Raw genomic sequence first — 24,545 nt, forward strand, 5'->3', positions numbered from 1 at the left:
ATGGCAGTTCAAATGGAATACGAAAAAGACGTTAAAGTACCAGCACTTGATGGTAAAAAAATCGCCGTTATCGGTTATGGTTCACAAGGTCATGCACACGCACAAAACTTGCGTGATTCAGGTCATGATGTCATCATCGGTGTGCGTCCTGGTAAATCATTCGATAAAGCAAAAGAAGATGGATTTGAAGCTTACCCAGTTGCAGAAGCAACTAAATTGGCTGATATCATCATGATCTTGGCACCAGACGAAATCCAAAAAGATATCTACAAAGATGAAATCGCTCCAAACTTGAGCGCTGGTAAAGCTCTTGGTTTTGCCCATGGTTTCAATATCCACTTTGGTTACATCAAAGCTCCTGAAGACGTAGATGTCTTCATGGTTGCACCAAAAGGACCAGGTCACTTGGTACGTCGTACTTACACTGAAGGATTTGGTGTACCAGCACTTTACGCTGTCTACCAAGATGCTACTGGTAATGCGAAAGACATTGCAATGGACTGGGCAAAAGGTGTTGGTTCAGCACGTGTTGGTCTTCTTTCAACAACCTTCAAAGAAGAAACAGAAGAAGATTTGTTTGGTGAACAAGCCGTTCTTATGGGTGGTTTGACAAGCTTGATCGAAGCTGGATTTGAAGTTTTGACAGAAGCTGGTTATGCACCTGAATTGGCTTACTTCGAAGTCCTTCACGAAATGAAATTGATCGTTGACTTGATCTACGAAGGTGGCTTCAAGAAAATGCGTCAATCATGTTCAAATACTGCAGAATTTGGTGATTTCGTAACTGGTCCTCGTGTTATCGGTCCAGAAGTAAAAGAAAACATGAAAGCTGCCCTTGCTGATATCCAATCAGGTAAATTTGCACGTGAATTCGTTGAAGACCACGATGCTGGTTTCCCACGTTTGAAAGCCTTCCGCAAACAAGCTGAAGAACTTGAAATTGAAAAAGTTGGTGCTGAATTGCGTAAAGCAATGCCATTCGTTGGTCAAAACGACGATGACGCCTTCAAAATCTACAACTAATTGTCTGTAGAAGACTAAGCAAGTTGGGACACCCTAGCTTGCTTTTTTGATCAATACACAGCAACAGAGGTATGAAATGATAACAGCAAAAGATGTGGCTAAGGCCCATAAAATATTAAGTGGAGTCGTTGTCAATACGCCCCTTGAATACGACCACTATTTATCTGAAAAATATGGGGCAAAGATTTATTTGAAAAAAGAAAACGCCCAACGTGTTCGTTCGTTCAAGATTCGTGGAGCGTATTTTGCAATTTCTCAACTCTCTAAAGAAGAGCGTGAGCGTGGGGTGGTGTGTGCTTCTGCGGGAAACCATGCGCAAGGAGTTGCTTATACTTGTAATGAAATGAAGATTCCAGCAACCATCTTCATGCCGATTACAACACCGCAACAAAAGATCGGCCAAGTCCGCTTCTTTGGTGGGGACTATGTAACGATTAAGTTGGTGGGGGATACCTTTGATGCATCAGCTAAGGCGGCCCAAGAATTTACTCTCGCAGAAAAACGGACCTTTATTGACCCGTTTGATGATCCACACGTACAGGCTGGCCAAGGAACAGTGGCCTATGAAATTCTTGAGGAAGCTCGAAAAGAATCGATTACCTTTGATGCTGTCCTTGTTCCTGTTGGTGGAGGAGGCCTCATTTCAGGTGTTTCTACCTACATCAAAGAAACAGAGCCTCGGATTGAGGTCATTGGGGTAGAGGCTGAAGGAGCGCGCTCCATGAAGGCTGCTTTTGAAGCAGGTGGTCCCGTCAAATTACCAGAAATCGATAAGTTTGCAGACGGGATTGCTGTGCAAAAGGTGGGACAATTGACTTATGAAGTGACCCGTCAACATGTGGAAACCCTGGTTGGGGTCGATGAAGGCTTGATTTCAGAGACCTTGATTGATCTTTATTCTAAACAAGGGATCGTAGCTGAACCAGCAGGAGCGGCCAGTGTGGCATCCCTTGAAATCTTGCGCGAATACATCAAGGGGAAAACCATTTGTTGTATTATCTCAGGTGGGAACAATGACATCAACCGTATGCCTGAAATGGAAGAACGGGCTTTGATCTACGATGGAGTAAAACACTACTTTATCGTCAACTTCCCACAACGTCCGGGAGCTCTTCGCGAATTTGTAAATGATATCTTAGGACCAAATGATGATATCACACGTTTTGAATACATCAAGCGTGCTAGTAAGGGAACTGGCCCTGTCTTGATTGGGGTTACTTTGGCCAATAAACATGACTATGCAGGCTTGGTCAACCGTATCGAGCGTTTTGATCCGTCTTTCATTAACTTGAACGGAAATGAAACACTCTATAATATGCTGGTCTGAGTATCATGCAGAAATAATCGACTATTTAAGCAATATATTTTTATGGAATATATTGCTTTTTTATGAAGACTTGTGATATGATATGCGTAAATTAAAAGGAGGAACTTTTTATGTCTGGATTTTTTATCTTTATTTTATTCTTGCTAATGGTTGCAGGATTCATTGTGATTAGCTCACTATATGTGGTCAAGCAACAATCAGTTGCCATCATCGAGCGTTTCGGACGTTATCAAAAAATTAGCGATAGTGGCATTCATATGAGAGCGCCTTTTGGCATCGATAAAATTGCCGCACGAGTTCAATTGCGCGTCTTGCAGAGTGAGATCGTGGTTGAAACAAAAACTCAGGATAACGTGTTCGTTACCATGAATGTGGCGACGCAATACCGAGTGAACGAAAGCAACGTAAAGGATGCCTACTACAAACTCATGCGTCCAGAATCACAGATTAAATCATACATTGAAGATGCTCTTCGTTCTTCTGTGCCTAAGTTGACCTTGGATGAATTATTTGAGAAAAAAGATGAAATCGCTCTTGAAGTTCAAAAACAAGTGGCAGAAGAAATGTCAACTTATGGATATATTATTGTTAAAACCTTGATCACCAAAGTTGAGCCAGATGCCGAAGTGAAACAATCCATGAACGAGATCAATGCAGCGCAAAGAAAACGCGTGGCAGCTCAGGAATTGGCAGAAGCAGACAAGATTAAGATCGTTACTGCTGCCGAAGCAGAGGCGGAAAAAGACCGTTTGCACGGGGTTGGTATTGCCGAGCAACGGAAGGCCATTGTCGATGGATTGGCAGACTCTATTAAAGAGTTAAAAGGTGCGAATGTAGACTTGACCGAAGAACAAATCATGTCTATTCTCTTAACCAACCAGTACTTAGATACCTTAAATAATTTTGCAGATAAAGAAGGGAATAATACGATTTTCCTACCAGCAAACCCTGATGGCGTCGAAAACATTCGTACACAAATATTATCAGCCCTGAAAGCAAAGTAAACTTTTTATCATTTTTTAAAAAAGGTTCGTATTTTCAGCGATTTTAGTTGACAAAATGTGCAAAAAAATTTATATTAGTATTGGAAATAATAATATAGGAGAAAGATCATGGCTAAATCGAACTTTGAAAAAGTAGAATCAGTTGTTGGATGGGTACGTGATAAGAAAATTACAGGGTATCGTATCAGCAAAGAAACAAATGCCCGTGAAATGTCTATCATTGCCTTGGCTCAAGGACGTGCAAAAGTAAAGAACATCTCGTTTGAAACTGCACTTGGATTGATTGATTTTTATGACAAAAATCATCAAAAATTTGAAGATTAATTTGTTGTTCCAATTGAAAACCAGAGAGTTTCCTCTCTGGTTTTTTTCTATGCCTTAAAAGAAGAGGAGGTACAAAAAACAGCTTGCTTCCATACTGGTAAGCAAACTGTTTCAAGAGATTAGTGTAAGAAGCGTTGAAGGAATTCCTTGGTCCGTTCTTCTTTGGGATTACTAAAGATTTCTTTTGGATCTCCCTGCTCAGCAATGACCCCCTTGTCCATGAAGATGACACGGCTAGAGACATCACGGGCAAATTCCATTTCGTGGGTTACGACGATCATGGTCAAACCTTCTTTAGCGAGGTCCTGCATGATCTTCAAAACTTCCCCAACCATTTCAGGGTCCAGGGCGGAAGTTGGTTCATCAAAGAGGATGGCATCAGGATCCATGGAAAGGGCACGCGCGATAGCAACCCGTTGTTTTTGGCCTCCTGAAAGTTGTTTCGGACGGGCAGCCCAATATTGAGATCCCATACCGACTTTTTCAAGGTTTTCTTTGGCAACTTTTTCTGCGGTTTCACGATCACGCTTGAGGACGGTCGTTTGTGCAACGATCGTATTTTCTAAGACATTTAAATTTTCAAAGAGATTAAAGCTTTGGAACACCATTCCCAATTTCTCGCGGTAGTGGGTAAGATCATACTCAGGATCAAGAACATTTTGCCCACGATAGAGAATCTCTCCGGCAGTAGGAGTCTCTAGAAGATTGATGGAGCGAAGAAAGGTTGATTTTCCGCTACCAGAGCTCCCGATGATGGAGATTACCTCTCCTTTTTCAACCGTGAGCGAAATATCTTTCAAAACCTCATTTTGACCATAAGATTTTTTTAAATGTTGGATTTCAAGAATTTTTTCTGCCATTATTTCACCTCCTTGACTTGCATTTGATTGGCACCTGTAGTATAAGTATCAGAATCTAAGCGACGTTCGATGTAGCGAAGAATTCGTGTGATGGTAAAGGTGAGAACGAAGTAAATCACAGCGATGATCGTAAAGGTTGGGAAGTATTGGTAGTTTTGAGTTGCGACCGTATTTCCTGTAAAGTACAATTCAACTACAGAGATAACATTCAAAACAGATGTATCCTTGATGTTAATAACAAATTCATTCCCTGTTGCTGGCAAGATATTGCGAACAACCTGTGGAAGGACGACCTTGCGCATGGTTTGTCCATGGGTCATTCCTAGAGCAGTCGCTGCTTCAAACTGACCTGGATCCACTGCTAAGATCCCACCACGAACAATCTCACTCATGTAAGCTCCGGTATTGATTGATACGATAAAGATGGCGGCCCAGGTACGATCCAAGGAAATGTTGAAGGCTTGGGCGGAACCATAGAAAATGACCATGGATTGAACGATCATCGGAGTTCCACGGAAGATTTCAATGTAGACATTGAGGAACCAACCAAAGGCAGTTTGACATCCAGCAAGGAATTTATTCTTAGCCTTCGGAGCTGTTCGGAAGACACCGATTAACAAACCGATGATCAAACCAGCAATGGTCCCTGTCATGGAGATGAGGAGGGTCATACCCGTTCCTCGTAAGAACTGTGGGCCATTATCCTTTAAAATCTTCATCATTTGGCTAAAGAATGTCTGCTTATCATCACTAGCATCACTGGAAGCTGGTTGCTTCTTAATCATATCATCCATGAGTTTGACTTGGTTTTCAGACGAAATCTTAGCTAGTGCGGCATTGACTTGGTCAATTCTAGTGTCGCCCTTCTTCATCCCGATAGCGATGGTCGCATCTTCTTCTCCAACTTCAAATCCTTTTTTGAATTGGATCATCTTAAATTTAGAATTAGCGGACTCAGCGGTTAGGGCTTCTGGTCGTTCGGAAACATAAGCATCGATGACGCCGGATTCAAGCGCTTGACGCATTTGAGCAAAGTCTCCCATGGCGGTTTCTTGTTTTGCCCCTTTGAGTTGAGAAATAAGCGAGTAGAGGTAGACCCCTTGTTGAGAGGTAACCTTTGCGTCCTTAAAGTCATCTAGACTAGTGGCATTCGCATAGTTTCCGTCTTTGCGGACCAGCATGACCGGCTCGCTGGTATAGTAGCTATTAGAGAAGGCGACCTCTTTTTTACGTTCAGCAGTGGGACTCATCCCGGCGATAATCATATCGATTTTACCAGATGTGAGTGCTGGAATTAAACCGTTCCAAGATGTTTTCACGATCAAAGGTTTTTTACCTAAATCCTCAGCAACTTTTTTGGCGATTTGGACATCGTACCCATTGGCATATTGATTGGTACCGTCAATTTTAACAGCTCCATTTGCATCATCTTCTTGGGTCCAGTTGAAAGGAGCGTAGGCCGCTTCCATTCCGATTCGTAAATAGTCATCTGCATGAGCAACCTGTGTGATCCCCAGGCAAATGAAAAGCCCTGTTAAGAGCGCGAATAATGTTTTTTTCATTTTTTCTCCTCTTCCTTATTTTAACTTCTCCTATTGTACAGTAAAATAGGTTGCATTTCAAACATGGTCCTCTTTTTATTTAAAAAATGCTATAATAATACAAAGGAGCGTGATCAAATGAAAAAGTATTTGTATGTTTTTTTTGCCTTTCTGGCCTGTCTTTTTGTCAGTCAGAATGTCCATGCATCTAGCCCATCTTATGATGTACTTTACTATGGTGGAACCTTGACCTTGGACACTTGGGACGACGCCACCTATGAGGAAGAACTGGTTTATTATTTCAAAGATTCTTATAGAGGGCAGTATGTTAGCCTAGGAACTGCGGGGAACATGCCACAAGGCTTTGCAATTGAGATACCGCCAAAGGTTGAGGTGGAAGGTCGTGATCTTCAAAGAGAACCCGAGATTACGAATCTAGGTGATGGCTACCGAGTGAAAATTTATAACAGTGGTGTAGCGACAGATACTGTCAAAATAAAAGTCACATGGAAATTAAAAAATCTCCTCTATTCACATAAGGATATCTTGCAGTTGAATTGGAAACCAATTACTGATGGCGATCAGAAGGTGGACGAAGTTCAGTTTCGTGTCATCCCTAAGTTTGCACCAGCTAATGCCCAATCGGAACTGTATATCCATACAGCCTTTATGGGACCGGATGTGACTGTAAAGAAAGAAGATGGAATCTATTCTGCCACTTTCTATAACCTAGGCAAAGGAAAGGCTGTGGAGTTGTATGGTTACTGGTTGAAGTCAGATCTAACTACTTTGTATGATTCTGGTCGAAATACAGGATTAACCAAATTGGATGAATTTCACAAGAACCAAGCTAAAATTGAACAGGAAAAATACTGGACACGCATGTTTTGGAACTGGATCTTGCCAGCCTTCATTATTGCACTCTGGCTTCTTTCTCTCTTGGGTCGCAATCGGTTCAAAAAAATGATTTGGCCTGGTGTGACCTATCCGACCAATACTCGTCTTTATGAGATTCCACAGGATATTGCACCTCTTGTTATGAGCTCGGTTGTTTATTCAGCTGAATTAGACGAGGCCTCCCCGACCAATAAAGAGAAGGCAACTCCGCCAGTGTTTACATTTGAAAAAATGCTTCAAGCTACATTGCTGGATTTGATGGATCGTGGAGTGATTGTCTACGAGCAACAAGGAAATGAAGTCGTTTTGACGAGAAAGTCTCATGGACATGTGGATGATTTTGAACGCTCCTTTATGAATATGGCTTTTGGGGATCAAGTTTCCTGTCCTGTTAACCGTCTCTTTGAGAATTATGAATTTAGTGATGATGTATACAAACATGCTAAAAAAGCAGATCAAGATGCGATTCGTTCACTAGGAAGTAAGGCTCAGGCTCGTTTTGATACGGCTGTCAACCAAGTGGCCCGAGATGTTCATCGCAAGGTGGAAGATCTCCATTTGCCAAGCTACTATCGCCCTTTAGAGGCAAATGAAGAAGCACAAGCTAGACGAAGTCTCTTCTTTGGTTGGGCTGCTTGGTTTATCGCTCTTGGAGCAGAAATCTTTGCTATCTTTGGGATGGGTTGGTTCTCTGTTCCTTGTTTGATAGGGATCCTCATACTTTGGTTTATGCCAGTACGCTTCAATGGTGTCTTTAAGGCCTGCCTACGAGATGGGGTTGTCAATCTTGCGGGTGCTGAGCAACGCTATTACTGGGATAGTTTTGGTCGGATGTTAAAAGAGATTGCTCACCTTAACGATGCAGAGTTGCAGTCTCTGGTCCTATGGAACCGCTTATTGGTTTATGCGGCCTTGTATGGTGTAGCCGATCAGGTCACAAAGGTCATGAAACTTCGGAATATTCATTTAGAAAATCAAGCCTTAAACGCCTTCGTTTACACCCCGTTCTATCATGATGTGACCCACTCAAGTCATGCCATGTCTACTTATGGATCGACAGCATCGACAGCTAGTCATTTCACAGTTTCCTCTGGTAGTGGAGGAGGTTTCTCTGGCGGAGGAGGCGGAGGAGGCTTTGGTGCCTTCTAAGTAGCACTAAGAATGGTCTTGGTCGCTCTTTCCCTTCTAGTTTAGAAGGCCTGGTCCAGTCCATGGATTTATGATATAATAGAGCAAATGTAAGTTTAGGAGAAAAAGATGTTTCTGATCGAATTAATCAAGGCGGTTCTTTTTGGGATTGTCGAGGGGATTACAGAATGGTTACCGATCTCAAGTACAGGTCACTTGATTCTGTTACAGGATTTTGTGCAGTTTAAAAATCAAGATCCAGCCTTTATGGAGATGTTCAATGTCGTGATCCAATTGGGTGCGATTCTAGCAGTTGTGGTGATTTATTTTGATAAATTGTATCCCTTCAAACCTGGGAAATCTCCACTAGAAGTACGTCGAACTTGGCAATTATGGGCAAAAGTTGCGGTTGCAACCCTCCCGCTTGTCTTTGTTTTTAAATTAGATGATTGGTTTGAGGCGCATTTCCACAATTCGATTTCCGTTGCGATTATGTTGATCACCTACGGGATTGCCTTTATCTATCTGGAAAGACGGGAACAAGTTGAGCCAGCAGTAACGGAATTGCATAAGTTACCTTATCGAACAGCTCTTTATATTGGACTATTCCAAGTTTTATCGCTATTTCCAGGAACAAGCCGTTCAGGTGCTACGATTGTAGGTGGTTTGATCAATGGTGTTAGCCGCCCAGTGGTGACAGAATTTACCTTTTATTTGGGGATTCCAGCTATGTTTGGGGCTAGCCTCTTAAAGGTTGGAAAATTCGCTCTTGGCGGACATTCACTAGCACTGGGGCAACTCTTTATTCTACTGGTAGCGATGGGAGTGGCCTTTGTGGTCAGCATGTACGCTATCCGCTTCTTGACAGATTATGTGAAAAATCATGATTTCACCGTCTTTGGGAAATACCGGATCGTTCTTGGTTCCATCTTGTTATTGTATGGACTCTTCCGTGTTATTTTCTAAGAGAAGGCTTGAACTTGATCAAATTATTTTCTGAGGTTGGAGACTTTTGTCCCGACCTCTTTTCTATGCATCCTTTTTTTGAATTCTATCCAATTTTTTAGTATAATAGTAAGACTAGAAGTATGAGGTTATGCTATGAAGATGAAGCAAATTAGTGATTCAACCATTAAGATCACGATCCAACTAGAAGACTTAGAAGAACGCGGAATGGAAATTGCTGATTTCCTTGTCCCACAAGAAAAAACAGAAGAATTTTTCTACACTATTTTGGATGAGCTCGAAATGCCTGAAAGCTTCCTGGATAGCGGGATGCTGAGTTTCCGTGTGACACCAAAACCAGATAAATTGGATGTTTTTGTTACCAAATCAAAAATTGACCAACAATTGGATTTTGAGGATTTGTCAGATCTTCCTGATATGGAAGAGTTGTCGTGCATGACGCCAGATGAATTTATCAAAACCTTGGAAAAAACAATCTCTGATAAGACAAAAGGGGATGCAGAAGCTATCCACCATTTGGAACAAGAAGAGTTGCGGGACAATCAAGAACAAGATCCGACACCTGAAGCACCAGTAAGTCAGTATATTTATTACATTTTGCGTTTTTCAAATATCCAGCAAGCAGTTGCCTTTTCAAAAACGGTCAGCTTTCCAGTGGATACCTCTGAATTATACAAAATGGGATCTGATTATTATTTAACTGTCTTGATCGATACAGAAGATCAACCAAATCAATATCCAACCTGGTTACTTGCTATCATTCGGGAGTATGCGGATGATTCAGAAGTGACACGGGCCGTTCTGCAGGAACATGGTCATTTATTAATGGTGTCTGGTGCGATTGAGAATTTGAAGAAAGTTGCTAGCTTATGATGTCTTTTTCCTTGCAATTTGTTCTGGTGCTGATTGGAACTTTTATGATTGCCTTGGTATTGACGCCCTTGGTTCGCCTATTCTCCTTTAAGATTGATGCCGTAGATTATCCAAATGCGCGTCGGATCAATACCAAGCCCATGCCAAGCGCTGGTGGACTGTCTATTGTGATTGCTTTTTCAATTGCGACTCTTGTGTTTATTCCTATGCTGACATCCACTACCGCACCAATCAAAAGTTACCTATCCTATACCTTGCCGGTCGTGGGCGCAGGATGGATTATCGCGCTCACAGGCTTGATCGATGATGTAAAAGAGTTGTCTGCCAAGAAAAAGATGATCGGCATCCTGCTGGCAGCGAGTCTGGTCTGGTTTTTGACAGATTTTCGGCTGAATGATTTTAAGATTCCATTCGGTGGTCCCTTACTTCATTTTGAACCATGGCTATCGTATCTTTTGACGGTGATTTGGATTGTTTCTATTACCAATGCGGTCAATCTGATTGATGGATTAGATGGATTGGTGAGTGGGGTCTCTATTATTTCCCTAGTGACAATGGGGATTGTGTCCTATTTCTTTCTACCAGTACCCAATCTCTTTCTGACCATGACGATCTTTGTCTTGGTTGCGTCCATCGCAGGTTTCTTTCCCTTTAACTACCATCCGGCCATTCTCTATTTGGGAGACACCGGTGCCTTGTTTATCGGATTCATGATCTCTGTCTTGTCCTTGCAAGGTTTGAAAAATGCAACAGCTGTTGCGGTCGTTACCCCTATGATCATTTTGGGTGTACCGATTACAGATACCTTTTTAGCCATTATCCGTCGGACCCTGTCTGGTCAAAAATTCTATAAACCGGATCGCAATCACTTGCACCACCGACTTCTTTCTCTGGGCTTGACACATCGGGGAACTGTATTGGTGATCTATGGAATTTCGATGATCTTCTCCTTGATTTCTCTCTTGCTCAACATCTCGAGTCGCATTGGGGGCGTCCTACTAGTGATCGGGCTCTTGTTTGGAGTAGAGTTGTTAGCAGAATTGATTGGGGTATTGGGGCCACATCATAGTCCTTTGTTAAATGTTCTGCGCTATATAGGGAATTCTTCCTACCGGGAGGAAGTTCGTCAAAAACGAAAAGAAAAAACTAAATAAGAATAGTTCTAATCAAAAGAAAAGCCATTTAGGCTTTTTTTTGATATACTTGAAAGGTAAAAAAATACTTTGTGATGAAGGAATCTTTGCTTTGAGAACCTTCTAGACTTCAAAGTAAAAAGAAAGGGAATGCAATGTCGACATTAGAAATTAAAGACCTTCACGTTGAAATTGAAGGCAAAGAAATTTTAAAAGGTGTAAACCTGACCCTAAAAACTGGTGAGATCGCAGCCATCATGGGACCAAACGGAACAGGGAAATCTACTCTGTCAGCTGCCATTATGGGAAATCCGAATTATGAAGTAACCAAAGGGGAGATTCTCTTTGATGGTGTCAACATCTTGGAATTGGAAGTAGATGAACGTGCACGGATGGGCTTGTTCCTTGCTATGCAGTACCCTTCAGAAATCCCAGGAATTACCAATGCAGAATTTTTACGTGCAGCCATGAATGCTGGTAAAGAAGAGGACGAGAAGATCTCTATTCGTGATTTCATCAAAAAATTGGATGAAAAGATGGAATTGCTCAACATGAAAGAAGAAATGGCAGAACGCTATTTGAACGAAGGCTTCTCAGGTGGTGAGAAAAAACGCAATGAAATTCTTCAATTGTTGATGTTGGAACCAACATTTGCCCTGTTGGATGAAATTGACTCTGGTTTGGATATCGATGCTCTTAAGGTCGTATCTAAAGGGGTTAATGCAATGCGAGGTGAAGGTTTTGGAGCGATGATCATCACCCATTACCAACGTTTGTTGAACTATATTACTCCTGACGTCGTTCATGTGATGATGGAAGGTCGTGTTGTGCTTTCAGGTGGACCAGAATTGGCTGCACGCTTGGAACGTGAAGGCTATGCCCAACTCGCAGAAGAACTCGGTTACGACTATAAAGAAGAACTATAACCTGATGACAAGTGATCTAATGTTGTCATAAAATCAAACAGATAGTATCTTTATTAGGAGAAAAAAATGAGTATTGAAAATATTACCCTCTTTTCGGAACTGCATGCTGAGCCAAGCTGGCTGCAAGATTTACGAAAAAAAGCTTTTGACAAGATCGATCAGTTGGAATTGCCAGCCATTGAACGCGTCAAATTTCACCGCTGGAATCTTGGGGATGGGACGATCACAGAAAGCGAGGCTTCTGCCAATGTTCCCGATTTTACAGCCCTCGATTCAAACTTAAAATTGGTACAAGTTGGAACCCAAACTGTATTTGAACAGGTGCCACAAGCCTTGGCAGACCAAGGAGTCCTTTTCACAGATTTCCATTCTGCCCTAGAAGAAATTCCACAGGTGGTGGAAGGCTACTTCATGTCCTCAGTCAAATACGATGACGACAAGCTAGCAGCTTACCACACAGCTTATTTTAATAGTGGGGCTGTCCTTTATATTCCAGACAATGTCGAAATTTCAGAACCAATCGAAGGTATTTTCTACCAGGATAGCGACAGTGATGTACCTTTTAATAAACACATTTTGATTATCGCAGGCAAAAATAGCAAGTTCAGCTATTTGGAACGCTTGGAATCAAAAGGTGATGGCTCAGCAAAAGCAACTGCTAATGTGACGGTTGAGGTGATTGCCCGCTCAGGTGCCCAAGTGAAATTTGCGGCGATTGACCGTCTGGGTGAAAATGTCACAGCCTACATCAGTCGACGTGGGAAACTAGGTCAGGATGCCAGCATTGATTGGGCTATCGGTGTTATGAACGAAGGTAACGTGGTTGCAGATTTTGACAGTGACTTGGTTGGAAACGGAAGTCATGCAGATTTGAAAGTCGTTGCCTTATCAAGTGGTCGTCAGGTGCAAGGAATTGACACACGTGTGACTAACTTTGGTTGCAACTCGATCGGAAACATCTTGCAACACGGGGTTATTCTTGAAAAAGGAACCTTGACCTTTAACGGAATTGGTCATATTATCAAGGGGGCTAAAGGAGCAGATGCCCAGCAAGAAAGCCGTGTCTTGATGTTATCGGACCAAGCGCGTTCAGATGCCAACCCAATCCTCTTGATTGATGAAAATGACGTTACAGCAGGCCATGCTGCATCGATCGGTCAAGTGGACCCAGAAGATATGTATTACCTCATGAGTCGTGGTCTGGATCAACACACAGCAGAACGCTTAGTGGTGCGTGGTTTCTTGGGATCTGTTATTGTTGAAATCCCAGTTAAAGAAGTACGTGATGAAATGATTGCCACCATCGAAGAAAAGTTATCTCAACGCTAAGGAGAAACAATGCTAGATAAAAATACGATTGCTCAAGATTTTCCCATTCTCGATCAATTCGTCCACGATGAGCCTTTGGTTTATCTAGATAATGCAGCGACGACGCAAAAACCCAAACGTGTTCTTGAAGCCGTTAATCACTATTATTTGCAAGATAACGCCAATGTTCACCGTGGAGTCCATACCTTGGCTGAACGAGCGACAGCAGCCTATGAGGCGGTGCGTGAGAAAGTCAGAAAATTTATCAAGGCTTCATCAACCAAGGAAGTGCTCTTTACAAGAGGGACAACGACCGGACTCAACTGGGTAGCCCGCTACGCAGAAGAAGTCCTAAAGGAAGGGGATGAGGTCCTGATTTCCATCATGGAACATCACTCCAATATCATTCCTTGGCAGCAAGCCTGCAAGAAGACAGGAGCAAAACTGGTCTATGTCTATCTAAAAGATGGCTTACTGGATATGCAGGACTTAAAGAGTAAGCTTAGTGAGAAGACAAAATTTGTCTCCATCACCCATGCTTCCAATGTCTTAGGGGTGGTCAATCCGATCAAGGAAATTGCTCGATTAGCTCATGAAGTTGGAGCGATCATGGTCGTAGATGGGGCTCAATCAACCCCTCATATGGCCATTGATGTACAAGACTTAGATGCGGATTTCTTTGCTTTTTCTGGCCATAAGATGGCTGCACCAACAGGGATTGGTGTCCTCTATGGGAAGGAAGATATCTTAGAGCAAATGTCTCCGATCGAGTTTGGGGGCGAGATGATTGACTTTGTTTACGAACAATCTGCCTCTTGGAAGGAATTACCTTGGAAATTTGAAGCTGGAACACCCAATATGGCTGGTGCAATCGGTCTTGGTGCAGCAATCGATTACTTAGAAGAGCTGGGGATGGACCAGGTAGAAGCGCATGAGCAAGAATTGATTGCTTATGTGTTTCCAAAATTACAGGCGATCGAAGGCTTGACCATCTATGGTTCCCAAGACTTAGCCCAACGTTCTGGCGTCATTTCCTTCAATCTAGGAGATCTCCATCCGCATGACTTAGCAACAGCACTAGATTATGAAGGGATTGCCGTTCGTGCAGGTCACCACTGTGCACAACCGCTTCTTCAATACCTACAAGTCCCAGCGACAACGAGAGCAAGTTTTTATATCTACAACACCAAAGCGGACTGTGATAAATTAATTGAGGCATTGATCAAAGCAAAGGAGTTTTTCAATGGCACTTTCTAAATTAGATTCGCTGTACATGGCGGTCGTAGCTGACCATTCAAAACACCCTCACCATCAGGGCCAGATTGAAGATGTTGATCAGATCCAACTCAACAATCCAACTTGTGGAGATGTGATCCAGTTAAGTGTGAAATTTGATGAGAATGACAGGGTGGAAGATATCGCCTTTGTTAATTCAGGATGTACGATCTCAACCGCTTCAGCTAGTATGATGACGGATGCTGTAATGGGAAAAACAAAAGAGGAAGTCGAGGAATTGGCGCAGGTCTTTTCAGAAATGGTCCAAGGGAAGTCAGATCCTCGCCAAGAGGAATTAGGAGACGCAGCCTTTTTATCTGGAGTCTCAAAATTTCCACAACGGATTAAATGTGCGACCCTCTCCTGGAATGCTCTTAAAAAAGCGATCGAACGTAGCAAATAATTAAAAGAAGAAACAGAGAAAGAAAGGAAATTATGGCTGAAGAAAGAGTCGAACCGAAACCAATTGATCTCGGTGAATATAAATTTGGATTTCACGATGACGTTCAACCCATTCTCTCTACCGGGAAGGGATTGAATGAAGCGGTTATTCGTGAATTGTCTGCAGCAAAAAATGAACCAGAATGGATGCTCGAATTCCGTTTGAAATCTTTTGAAACCTTCAAAAAGATGCCCATGCAAACCTGGGGAGCCGATCTATCAGAGATTGACTTTGATGATTTGATCTATTATCAAAAACCTTCGGACAAACCTGCCCGTTCATGGGACGAAGTTCCAGAGAAAATCAAGGAAACCTTTGAGCGTATCGGGATTCCTGAAGCGGAACGTGCTTACCTAGCGGGAGCTTCTGCTCAGTATGAATCAGAAGTGGTTTACCACAATATGAAAGAAGAGTTTGAAAAGTTGGGGATTATCTTTACCGATACAGATTCTGCCCTAAAAGAATATCCAGACCTATTCAAACAGTATTTTGCGAAGTTAGTGCCACCAACGGATAACAAATTGGCTGCCCTAAACTCAGCAGTCTGGTCTGGTGGAACCTTCATTTATGTGCCAAAAGGCGTAAAAGTAGACGTTCCCCTTCAAACTTACTTCCGTATCAACAATGAAAATACAGGTCAGTTTGAGCGTACCTTGATTATCGTGGATGAGGGGGCAAGTGTTCACTATGTAGAAGGCTGTACAGCACCGACCTATTCAAGCAATAGCCTCCATGCAGCGATTGTTGAGATCTTTGCCTTGGATGGTGCATACATGCGCTACACGACCATCCAAAACTGGTCTGACAATGTCTACAACTTGGTCACCAAGCGGGCCAAAGCTCAAAAAGATGCCACAGTTGAGTGGATCGACGGGAACTTAGGAGCCAAGACAACCATGAAGTACCCATCTGTTTATCTGGATGGAGAAGGAGCGCGTGGGACCATGTTGTCCATTGCCTTTGCGAATGCAGGTCAACACCAAGATACAGGTGCCAAGATGATCCACAATGCCCCTCACACTAGCTCGTCTATCGTATCGAAATCCATCGCGAAGGGTGGCGGAAAGGTAGACTACCGTGGACAAGTGACCTTCAACAAGAACTCTAAGAAATCAGTTTCTCACATTGAGTGTGACACTATTATCATGGATGATTTATCTGCATCAGACACGATTCCATTTAATGAAATCCACAACTCACAAGTTGCTTTGGAGCACGAAGCTAAGGTTTCAAAAATCTCAGAAGAGCAACTTTATTATTTGATGAGTCGTGGTCTGTCTGAATCAGAAGCGACAGAAATGATTGTCATGGGATTTGTAGAACCCTTTACAAAAGAACTTCCAATGGAATATGCCGTTGAGTTAAACCGACTCATTAGCTACGAAATGGAAGGATCTGTAGGATAATTCGTTTTAATAGCAAAATAAAATCACAATGGATTTGACTCCATTGTGATTTTTTTGCTTATAGCTTTTCGTTGACATAACGAACAAATTCATTCCACCAAACCTTTAAGAAAAAGCTTTTCTCAATGGTTCTTCCCGATACCATATCGACCGTTGGCTCTTGATCTTCTAAGTAGCCACGTCCGATTTTATCTGGATCAGTGTAGTGTAATTTTCCAAGATTTGTGCCTGATTTGACAGGTGCTCGGAATGATTCTTGGTCACTCTTGAATTGAATTTTTGGTTCTGCTTGACTGCCTTGCTTTTCAACGATATAGAAGTCTTTTTTTGCAACAGCTAAAACAGTCTCTGACTTCCCATCCATGATAGTTGCCTTACTTTTTCCGTAGGGATCTCCTTCTTTGACGGCAATGGAAGAAACAAAGGTCCGTACCACGTAGTTCATCAGAGAAGAAGTAGCCACAAAGCGTGCATATGGATCACCGTCAACTGCCTCCACTCCTAGGACAACTGTGATCATATGGATGCCATTTTGCGTCGTCGATGCAGCAAAGGTGATGCCACCTTTGGTAGAGTTGCTGACCCGAAGTCCGTCGACTCCCGAACGGTAATTCGGCATGCCTTCTAGCATCAGATTGGGGTTTTCAATCTGCGTGTTTGAAAAAAGAGCAGTGGGCTTTGAAGTATATTTGGTCACTTCAGGAAAATCCTGGAGTAAGTGCTTGGCAATAACAGCAATATCATAAGCACTCAATTGATTTTCGTCTTCTTTCCCGTCAGGATCTCCGCTGATGGTTTGAGTATTTAATCCGGTAGCATTGATTAAATGAGGAGATTGAATGCCCCATTCAGCAAGTTTTTTCTTCATTTTTTCAACGAAGCTTTTCTCAGAGCCCCCCACTTTCTCAGCTAAGGCCAAGGCAGCAGTGCTAGAATTTCCAACTAAAAGAGCAGTCAATAACTGTTCAACCGTATATTGGTTCGCTTCCATAGGAAGAGTACCAGCACCTTCGATATCATTTAAAGCCAGAGCTTTCTCAGACAGTTTGATAGGATCTTTTAGAGAAAGTTTTTTTTCATGAATGGCTTCGAAAATCAGATAAGTAGTCAAGAGTGTAGATAGTCCCCCCACATCTCGCTTTTTCTCCGAATCCTTTTCATATAAGATTTTACCTGTATCAGCTTCAACAGCAATAGCACTTTGAGCAGGAAGATCCAGATCATCTGCTAGAACGACTTGATAAGGTAAACTGCATAACAGCAGCATGAAGGTTAAAAAAGAAAGAAAGAATTTTTTCACAGTTGTTTCCTCGTTGCTTAGTCCTCTCTATTGTATCATACAAATGATTAATGGAAAATCGTAAAATCATCAATTAGGCTAAAAAGTCAATCATAGCAAGGTTTTTGGCTGGTGTTGAAGCAAATATTCAGAAAATTTAGTTTACTTTTTTTTCTACTTGTGATATAATCTTAAACAAATCTAAAAAAACTATTGGAGAATTCCTATGAAAAAAGGTAAAGTATTCGCAGTTGCCGGAGTAACACTCCTTGCAGCTGGATTGTTAGCTGCATGTTCTGGTTCTAATACTAGTAAAGCAAGCTCAGGCGAAGACAAAAACTATGGTTATGTCTACACTTCAGATCCAACAACTTTGGACTATACAATTTCTTCTAAAGCTGCTACCCATGACATCACTACAAATGTGGTAGACGGTTTGTTAGAAAATGATAAATACGGTAACCTTGTACCTTCACTTGCGGAAGACTGGTCTGTTTCTAAAGACGGTTTGACTTATACCTACAAGATTCGTAAAGGTGTCAAATGGTATGATGCGGATGGTGAAGAACACGGCGAAGTGACTGCCAAAGACTTCGTGACTGGTTTGAAACACGCTGCTGATAAAAAATCAGAAGAACTTCCACTAGTTCAAGGCTCAATCAAAGGCTTGGATGATTATGTGCAAGGAAAAACTACAGACTTTAGCCAAGTTGGTGTCAAAGCTGTTGACGATTACACACTTCAATATACATTGAATAAACCTGAAACCTTCTGGAACTCTAAAACGACTAACGGAATTTTGTTCCCAATAAGCACAGAGTTCTTGAAGAGTAAGGGAGATGATTTTGGTCAACCAAACGATGTGAAGTCAATCCTTGCAAACGGACCTTTCCTTCTTAAATCAATCACTTCAAAATCATCTGTTGTATTTGAAAAGAATGACAACTACTGGGATAAGAAAAACGTTCACCTGAAAGAAGTAAAATATACTTATTACGATGGATCAGACCAAGATTCATTGGCACGTGGATTCTCTGATGGTGCTTATACAAAAGCTCGCCTTTTCCCTGCAAGTTCAAACTTTGCAACTGTAGAGAAAAAATATAAAGACGATATCTTTACTACACCAGCAGGATCAGGTGTAGCAGTTCTTGGCTTTAACCTTGATCGTCAATCTTACAAACACACTGCTAAGAAATCCGATGCTGAAAAATCTTCTACTAAGAAAGCAATTTTGAACAAAGATTTCCGTCAGGCCGTCACTTTTGCCTTGAACCGTGAAAGCTACTCAGCACAAGTCAATGGTAAAGAATTTGCTAAACCAGCTATCCGTAATACATATGTTGCACCTGCGTTCGTACAAGTAGATGGAAAAGACTTCGGAAATGTAGTTGCAGATAAGTTGAATACTTATGGAGACCAATGGAAGGGTATCAACCTTGCAGATGGTCAAGATGGTCTTTACAACAAAGATAAAGCGAAAGCACAACTTGAAAAAGCCAAAGCTGAACTTCAAAAAGATGGTGTTCAATTCCCAATTCATATTGATGTACCGGTAGCACAAAATTCTACAAACTTTGTTTCACGGATGCAATCTCTGAAACAAACTGTGGAAGATACTCTTGGTAAAGACAATGTCGTTCTTGATCTTCAAATGATGGACTCAGACGAAGTGTTGAATATTACTTTGAATGTGCCATCAGCTGCAGACGCAGACTGGGATCTTCAAGGAATGGTAGGATGGAACCCAGACTATGATGATCCATCAACTTACCTTGATACTCTTCAACCAGCTTCTGAGGACCAAACAAAAGTTTACCTTGGTTTTGCAGGTGGTGTAGATAACCCATCAGCAAAAGCTGTAGGTTTGGATGAGTTTGCAAAACTTCTTGACGATGCAAACAACGAAACACAAGATGTTGTGAAACGTTATGAAAAATACGCAGCAGCTCAAGCTTGGTTGACAGATAGTGCGATTGTTATTCCAACGATGTCAAGTACAGGTGCTGCAACAGTTGTTTCTAAGGTAGTTCCATTCTCTGAACCATCATCACAAACAGGTAACAAAGGTTCAACATACTTGAAATACGTTGAAGTTCAAGATGAGCCGGTTACTAAGAAACAATACGATGAAGCCCTTAAGAAATGGCAAAAAGAAAAAGCTGAGTCAAACAAAAAAGCTCAACAAGATCTTGAAAAACACGTTAAATAATTAAATTATTGATTTTCATTAGAACTTTCTCTTCTAGGGGAGAAAGTTCTTTTGGACATTAAAGGAATGAAATATGAAAAAATATGTTTTTATGCGTATTTTGCGTTCGTTAGTGTCGATCTTTCTCGTCACGACATTAACCTACATGATTATCTATACGCTAACACCGAGAAATCTCATCTTTAAAAATGACCCTAACTACAATAAAGTAGCGAAGACAAAGGATTCGAAGATCAACTACGAAAATACAGTCTACGATCGCATGGGTTATTTGGAATACATGGATTCAAAGAGCTTGCAACAAAAAGCAAGTAAAGAAGATTCTTCTGTAACAGTTGATGCGACGACTGCTAATGAAAAGATCTATAAGGAATACATTAACAAATTAGGTCATGGTTGGCAGTTGAAACGTTTCCCGGAAAGTAAGTCTTTCTATGCGGTGCGTGAAATTCCGGTTTTTGAACGTGTCATCAGCTTCTATGCGAATTTGATTCAGTTTGATCATCCAGGTTGGGTGAAAGATGCCTCAAATCCAAACCTCAAACGCTATATCCGTATTGAAAATGATCCATCTATTGGTTGGTCAGTAGTAGGTTCTGGTACGAAACACAAATACCTCTTGTACTTTAATGGTCAATTCCCATATGTACACCAAAACTTTGTAACCTTAAACCTTGGAAATTCATATCCAACTTATTCAAATACCCCTGTTCTTCAAGTTATTACCCAAGGACAAGGAACGACTAAGAAGAGTGAAGTGAACTTCCCAACAGGTAAAAAGACATCTTCAATCGATATCTACTCACGTACCTACAAATCACCAAGTAAGGCAGACTCACAAGACATCAGTCGATTTGGTAAAGGGGACGCTTATACAGCAACGTTGAGCAACTATGAGAATCCATCAATGATTGCATCTTCTTCAATCATTGGTTTAATTGGTATTGCGATTGCTTACTTGATTGCGATCCCATTAGGATCTTACATGGCTCTTTTCAAGAACTCATGGTTTGATAGCATCTCAACAGCAACCTTGACATTTATGATGTCTCTTCCAACTATTGCCCTTGTTTACATTGTGCGTCTAGCAGGTTCATTTGTTGGACTTCCAGACTCATTCCCAGTACTTGGAGCACAGGACTGGCGTTCATATGTATTGCCGTCTCTGATTCTTGGTTTGTTGAGTGCGCCATTTATCGCAGTTTGGATTCGTCGTTACATGATAGATATCCATTCGCAAGATTTCGTCCGTTTTGCTCGTTCAAAAGGATTGTCAGAACGTGAGATCTCAAGAAAACACATCTTCAAAAATGCGATGGTTCCATTGGTATCTGGTATTCCAGGTTCTATCATTGGAGTTATCTCAGGTGCGACACTTACTGAAACAGTCTTCGCTTTCCCAGGTATGGGTAAAATGTTGATTGACTCTATTAAAGCATCAAACAACACCATGGTCATCGGACTTGTCTTCATCTTCACATCACTTGGTATCTTTGCTGCCATGTTAGGTGATATCTTGATGACAGTGCTTGATCCACGGATTAAATTAACGAATACGAAAGGAGGCAAATAATGGCTACAATCGATAAAAATAAATTTCAGTTTGTAAAACGCGATGACTTTGCCTCTGAAGTAATCGATGCTCCAGCGTATTCATACTGGAAATCTGTATTTAGACAGTTCTTGAAGAAAAGAACCACGATCATTATGCTTGCTATTTTGATTGGGATTCTCTTGATGAGTTTTGTCTATCCTATGTTTTCAAATTTTGATTACAACGACGTAAGTAAGGTAAATGACTTTTCAGCACGTTTGAATCCACCAAGTGCCAAAGCTTTCTTTGGTACAGATAATAACGGTAAATCTCTCTTTGATGGAGTTTGGTTTGGTGCTCGGAATTCAATTATCATTTCCTTCATCGCCACTGTTATTAACGTGGTTGTCGGAGTTATCGTTGGTGGAATTTGGGGGATCTCAAAATCCATCGACCGTATCATGATGGAAGTTTATAACGTTATTTCAAACATTCCGTTTATGTTGATCGTTATCGTCTTGACTTACTCAATGGGATCTGGTTTCTGGAACTTGATTCTTGCCATGTCCTTAACTGGATGGATCGGAATTGCCTATACCATTCGTGTCCAAATCATGCGTTACCGTGATTTGGAGTACAACCTTGCCAGCCGAACATTAGGAACACCAACTTTGAAAATTGTTACGAAAAATATTTTGCCTCAATTGGTATCTGTTATCGTGACACAAACATCACAGTTACTTCCAAGCTTTATTTCTTACGAAGCTTTCCTTTCCTTCTTCGGACTTGGTCTTCCAATCACAGTTCCAAGTTTGGGACGGTTGATTTCTGACTATTCTCAAAACGTGACTACAAATGCCTACCTATTCTGGATTCCACTTACTGTTTTGATTTTAGTATCCTTGTCATTCTTTATCGTCGGACAAAACTTGGCCGATGCCAGCGACCCACGTACACATAGATAGGAGGAGTAGATATGACATCAAATAACAATATTATTTTATCTGCTCAAGATATCGTAGTGGAATTTGACGTGCGCGATCGCGTACTGACAGCGATTCGTGGCGTATCGCTTGAGCTAGTAGAAGGTGAAGTTCTTGCCTTGGTTGGTGAGTCAGGTTCAGGGAAATCAGTTTTGACAAAGACGTTCACCGGAATGTTAGAAGATAATGGCCGTATTGCCCAAGGTTCGATTAAATACCGTGGTCAAGAATTGACAGATTTGAAATCGAATAAAGATTGGGAAAATATTCGTGGATCTAAGATCGCTACAATTTTTCAAGACCCAATGACAAGTTTGGACCCAATCAACACAATTGGTTCACAAATTACAGAAGTCATTATCAAACACCAAGGGAAAACAGCTAAAGAAGCTAAAGAAATGGCTTTGGACTATATGGAGAAAGTTGGAATTCCAGATGCGGAACGTCGTTTTGATGAGTATCCATTCCAATATTCAGGTGGGATGCGTCAACGGATCGTTATTGCCATCGCCTTGGCCTGCCGTCCAGATATCTTAATCTGTGACGAACCAACAACAGCCCTAGACGTAACCATTCAAGCGCAAATCATTGATTTGTTGAAATCCCTTCAAAAAGAATACCAATTTACAGTTATCTTTATCACCCACGACTTAGGTGTGGTTGCAAGTATTGCAGATAAAGTAGCCGTTATGTATGCTGGAGAAATTGTTGAGTTTGGTAAAGTAGAAGAAATTTTCTACGATCCAAAACATCCATACACATGGAGCTTGCTTTCAAGCTTGCCTCAATTGTCAACCTCAGATGGTGATCTTTACTCTATTCCAGGAACTCCGCCATCATTGTATGCTCCAATCAAAGGAGATGCCTTCGCACTTCGTTCAGACTATGCAATGCAGATTGATTTTGAAGAAGAGGCACCTGCTTTCAAAGTAACCGATACTCACTGGGCTAAGACATGGTTGCTCCATCCAGATGCACCAACAGTTCATAAACCAGAAGTAATCGAAAACCTTCACGAAAAGATTGGCTCAAAAATGGGCTTCACTCACATTACAGAATAGGAGGAAGGAAATGACTGAAAAATTAGTTGAAATTAAAGATTTAGAAATTTCCTTCGGTGAAGGAAGTAAAAAATTCGTTGCTGTAAAGAATGCCAATTTCTTCATTAATAAGGGAGAAACTTTCTCTCTTGTTGGTGAATCAGGAAGTGGGAAGACAACAATTGGACGTGCGATCATCGGTTTGAATGATACAAGTGCTGGAGAAATTATTTATGACGGTCGCAAGATCAACGGAAAAAACTCTCATAGTGAAAAATCAGAGTTGATCCGTAAAATTCAAATGATCTTCCAAGACCCAGCAGCAAGTTTGAATGAACGTGCAACAGTTGATTATATTATCTCTGAAGGTTTGATCAACCACCATTTGTTTAACAGCGAAGAAGAACGTCAGGAAAAAGTAAAAAATATTATGCATGAAGTTGGGCTTCTAGCAGAACATTTGACACGTTACCCTCACGAATTCTCAGGTGGGCAACGTCAACGGATCGGTATTGCCCGTGCACTTGTCATGGAACCAGAATTTGTCATTGCGGATGAACCAATCTCAGCTCTTGACGTTTCAGTACGTGCACAGGTCTTGAACCTTTTGAAAAAATTCCAAAGAGAATTAGGCTTGACCTACCTCTTTATCGCCCATGACTTGTCAGTTGTACGCTTCATTTCTGACCGTATTGCAGTTATCTATAAAGGGGTTATTGTAGAAGTGGCAGAAACTGAAGAACTATTTAACCACCCAATCCATCCATACACTCAATCCCTACTTTCAGCAGTCCCAATTCCAGATCCAATTCTAGAACGTAAAAAAGTTCTAAAAATCTATGATCCAGAACAACATGATTACTCTGAAGATAAACCACAAATGGTTGAAATTAAACCAGGTCATTATGTATGGGCTAACAAAGCTGAAGAAAACAAATACAGACAAGAATATAAATAGAGAGGATTCCCTCTCTATTTTCTTTTTTTTAAAAAAAACTTTCAAAAAAATAAATTTTTTTGGAAAAAAGTATTGACAGTAAGGGTAGGTCATGATATACTAATAT

The 24,545-nt window shown here is 41.3% G+C and carries 21 protein-coding genes; 18 read left to right on the forward strand and 3 right to left on the reverse strand.

Annotated elements, in window-relative coordinates; translation table 11 throughout:
* From ilvC to HMPREF2832_RS02570, 4 genes are all read left to right on the forward strand, one after another.
* Complete coding sequence (gene ilvC / locus HMPREF2832_RS02555; RefSeq protein WP_003004157.1) at positions 1–1,023, forward strand: ketol-acid reductoisomerase; 1,023 nt, start codon at positions 1–3, stop codon at positions 1,021–1,023.
* A gap of 76 nt (positions 1,024–1,099) precedes the next feature.
* Positions 1,100–2,350, forward strand: coding sequence for a threonine ammonia-lyase IlvA (gene ilvA, locus HMPREF2832_RS02560; RefSeq protein ID WP_021154480.1), 1,251 nt, complete (start codon positions 1,100–1,102; stop codon positions 2,348–2,350).
* A gap of 110 nt (positions 2,351–2,460) precedes the next feature.
* Complete coding sequence (locus HMPREF2832_RS02565; protein ID WP_031576451.1) at positions 2,461–3,354, forward strand: SPFH domain-containing protein; 894 nt, start codon at positions 2,461–2,463, stop codon at positions 3,352–3,354.
* A 108-nt stretch (positions 3,355–3,462) separates the two neighbouring features.
* The gene (locus HMPREF2832_RS02570; RefSeq protein WP_003004771.1) at positions 3,463–3,678 is read left to right on the forward strand and encodes a capsule biosynthesis transcriptional regulator; all 216 of its coding nucleotides are present in this window, start codon (positions 3,463–3,465) and stop codon (positions 3,676–3,678) included.
* Between the two features lie 119 nt (positions 3,679–3,797).
* Here HMPREF2832_RS02570 and HMPREF2832_RS02575 read toward each other — a convergent pair whose 3' ends face one another.
* Together HMPREF2832_RS02575 and HMPREF2832_RS02580 are read right to left on the reverse strand one after the other, a co-directional pair.
* On the reverse strand, positions 3,798–4,538 hold the full coding sequence (locus HMPREF2832_RS02575; protein ID WP_003010256.1) for an amino acid ABC transporter ATP-binding protein: 741 nt from the start codon (positions 4,536–4,538) through the stop codon (positions 3,798–3,800).
* Positions 4,538–6,100 carry an ABC transporter substrate-binding protein/permease gene (locus HMPREF2832_RS02580; RefSeq protein WP_070505441.1) on the reverse strand — a complete coding sequence of 521 codons (1,563 nt, stop codon included), beginning with the start codon at positions 6,098–6,100 and terminating at the stop codon, positions 4,538–4,540. Before HMPREF2832_RS02580 ends, HMPREF2832_RS02575 begins: the two co-directional genes overlap by 1 nt.
* A gap of 117 nt (positions 6,101–6,217) precedes the next feature.
* Here HMPREF2832_RS02580 and HMPREF2832_RS02585 point away from each other — a divergent pair, with 117 nt between their 5' ends.
* The 9 genes from HMPREF2832_RS02585 to sufB all read left to right on the forward strand — a co-directional run bounded on the left by HMPREF2832_RS02585 (position 6,218) and on the right by sufB (position 16,433).
* A complete protein-coding gene (locus HMPREF2832_RS02585; RefSeq protein ID WP_070505442.1) occupies positions 6,218–8,125 on the forward strand; it encodes a DUF2207 domain-containing protein in 1,908 nt (635 codons plus the stop codon).
* 108 nt (positions 8,126–8,233) lie between these two features.
* Complete coding sequence (locus tag HMPREF2832_RS02590) at positions 8,234–9,070, forward strand: undecaprenyl-diphosphate phosphatase (RefSeq protein ID WP_013904699.1); 837 nt, start codon at positions 8,234–8,236, stop codon at positions 9,068–9,070.
* 135 nt (positions 9,071–9,205) lie between these two features.
* Positions 9,206–9,943: an adaptor protein MecA gene (gene mecA, locus HMPREF2832_RS02595; protein ID WP_070505444.1), complete on the forward strand. Its 738-nt coding sequence runs from the start codon at positions 9,206–9,208 to the stop codon at positions 9,941–9,943.
* Positions 9,940–11,097 carry a glycosyltransferase family 4 protein gene (locus tag HMPREF2832_RS02600; RefSeq protein ID WP_049475088.1) on the forward strand — a complete coding sequence of 386 codons (1,158 nt, stop codon included), beginning with the start codon at positions 9,940–9,942 and terminating at the stop codon, positions 11,095–11,097. The genes mecA and HMPREF2832_RS02600 overlap by 4 nt, the downstream gene beginning before the upstream one ends.
* Before the next feature lie 134 nt (positions 11,098–11,231).
* On the forward strand, positions 11,232–12,002 hold the full coding sequence (sufC, locus tag HMPREF2832_RS02605) for a Fe-S cluster assembly ATPase SufC (RefSeq protein ID WP_003004238.1): 771 nt from the start codon (positions 11,232–11,234) through the stop codon (positions 12,000–12,002).
* 66 nt (positions 12,003–12,068) lie between these two features.
* Positions 12,069–13,331, forward strand: coding sequence for a Fe-S cluster assembly protein SufD (gene sufD / locus HMPREF2832_RS02610; protein WP_070505446.1), 1,263 nt, complete (start codon positions 12,069–12,071; stop codon positions 13,329–13,331).
* A gap of 9 nt (positions 13,332–13,340) precedes the next feature.
* On the forward strand, positions 13,341–14,567 hold the full coding sequence (locus HMPREF2832_RS02615) for a cysteine desulfurase (RefSeq protein WP_070505448.1): 1,227 nt from the start codon (positions 13,341–13,343) through the stop codon (positions 14,565–14,567).
* On the forward strand, positions 14,554–14,988 hold the full coding sequence (gene sufU / locus HMPREF2832_RS02620; RefSeq protein ID WP_003004754.1) for a Fe-S cluster assembly sulfur transfer protein SufU: 435 nt from the start codon (positions 14,554–14,556) through the stop codon (positions 14,986–14,988). The genes HMPREF2832_RS02615 and sufU overlap by 14 nt, the downstream gene beginning before the upstream one ends.
* Positions 14,989–15,020: 32 nt before the next feature.
* Positions 15,021–16,433 carry a Fe-S cluster assembly protein SufB gene (gene sufB / locus HMPREF2832_RS02625; RefSeq protein WP_003010279.1) on the forward strand — a complete coding sequence of 471 codons (1,413 nt, stop codon included), beginning with the start codon at positions 15,021–15,023 and terminating at the stop codon, positions 16,431–16,433.
* 58 nt (positions 16,434–16,491) lie between these two features.
* Here sufB and HMPREF2832_RS02630 read toward each other — a convergent pair whose 3' ends face one another.
* Positions 16,492–17,733, reverse strand: coding sequence for a serine hydrolase (locus HMPREF2832_RS02630; RefSeq protein ID WP_070505450.1), 1,242 nt, complete (start codon positions 17,731–17,733; stop codon positions 16,492–16,494).
* 205 nt (positions 17,734–17,938) lie between these two features.
* Between HMPREF2832_RS02630 and HMPREF2832_RS02635 the strand changes: the two genes are divergently transcribed.
* The 5 genes from HMPREF2832_RS02635 (at position 17,939) to HMPREF2832_RS02655 (ending at position 24,439) form a co-directional block, all read left to right on the forward strand.
* Positions 17,939–19,924, forward strand: coding sequence for a peptide ABC transporter substrate-binding protein (locus HMPREF2832_RS02635; protein ID WP_070505452.1), 1,986 nt, complete (start codon positions 17,939–17,941; stop codon positions 19,922–19,924).
* 73 nt (positions 19,925–19,997) lie between these two features.
* Positions 19,998–21,497, forward strand: a complete 1,500-nt coding sequence (locus tag HMPREF2832_RS02640) for an ABC transporter permease (protein WP_021154493.1) — start codon at positions 19,998–20,000, stop codon at positions 21,495–21,497.
* Positions 21,497–22,423, forward strand: a complete 927-nt coding sequence (oppC, locus tag HMPREF2832_RS02645) for an oligopeptide ABC transporter permease OppC (protein WP_003010290.1) — start codon at positions 21,497–21,499, stop codon at positions 22,421–22,423. Before HMPREF2832_RS02640 ends, oppC begins: the two co-directional genes overlap by 1 nt.
* An 11-nt stretch (positions 22,424–22,434) precedes the next feature.
* A complete protein-coding gene (locus HMPREF2832_RS02650; protein WP_003004369.1) occupies positions 22,435–23,502 on the forward strand; it encodes an ABC transporter ATP-binding protein in 1,068 nt (355 codons plus the stop codon).
* A 10-nt stretch (positions 23,503–23,512) separates the two neighbouring features.
* Entirely contained in the window at positions 23,513–24,439 is a 927-nt protein-coding gene (locus tag HMPREF2832_RS02655; RefSeq protein ID WP_003010296.1) for an ATP-binding cassette domain-containing protein, read from the forward strand.
* Positions 24,440–24,545 lie beyond the last annotated feature (106 nt).

The organism is Streptococcus sp. HMSC073D05, assembly GCF_001812015.1.
GTDB classification, from domain to species: Bacteria; Bacillota; Bacilli; order Lactobacillales; family Streptococcaceae; genus Streptococcus; species Streptococcus parasanguinis_D.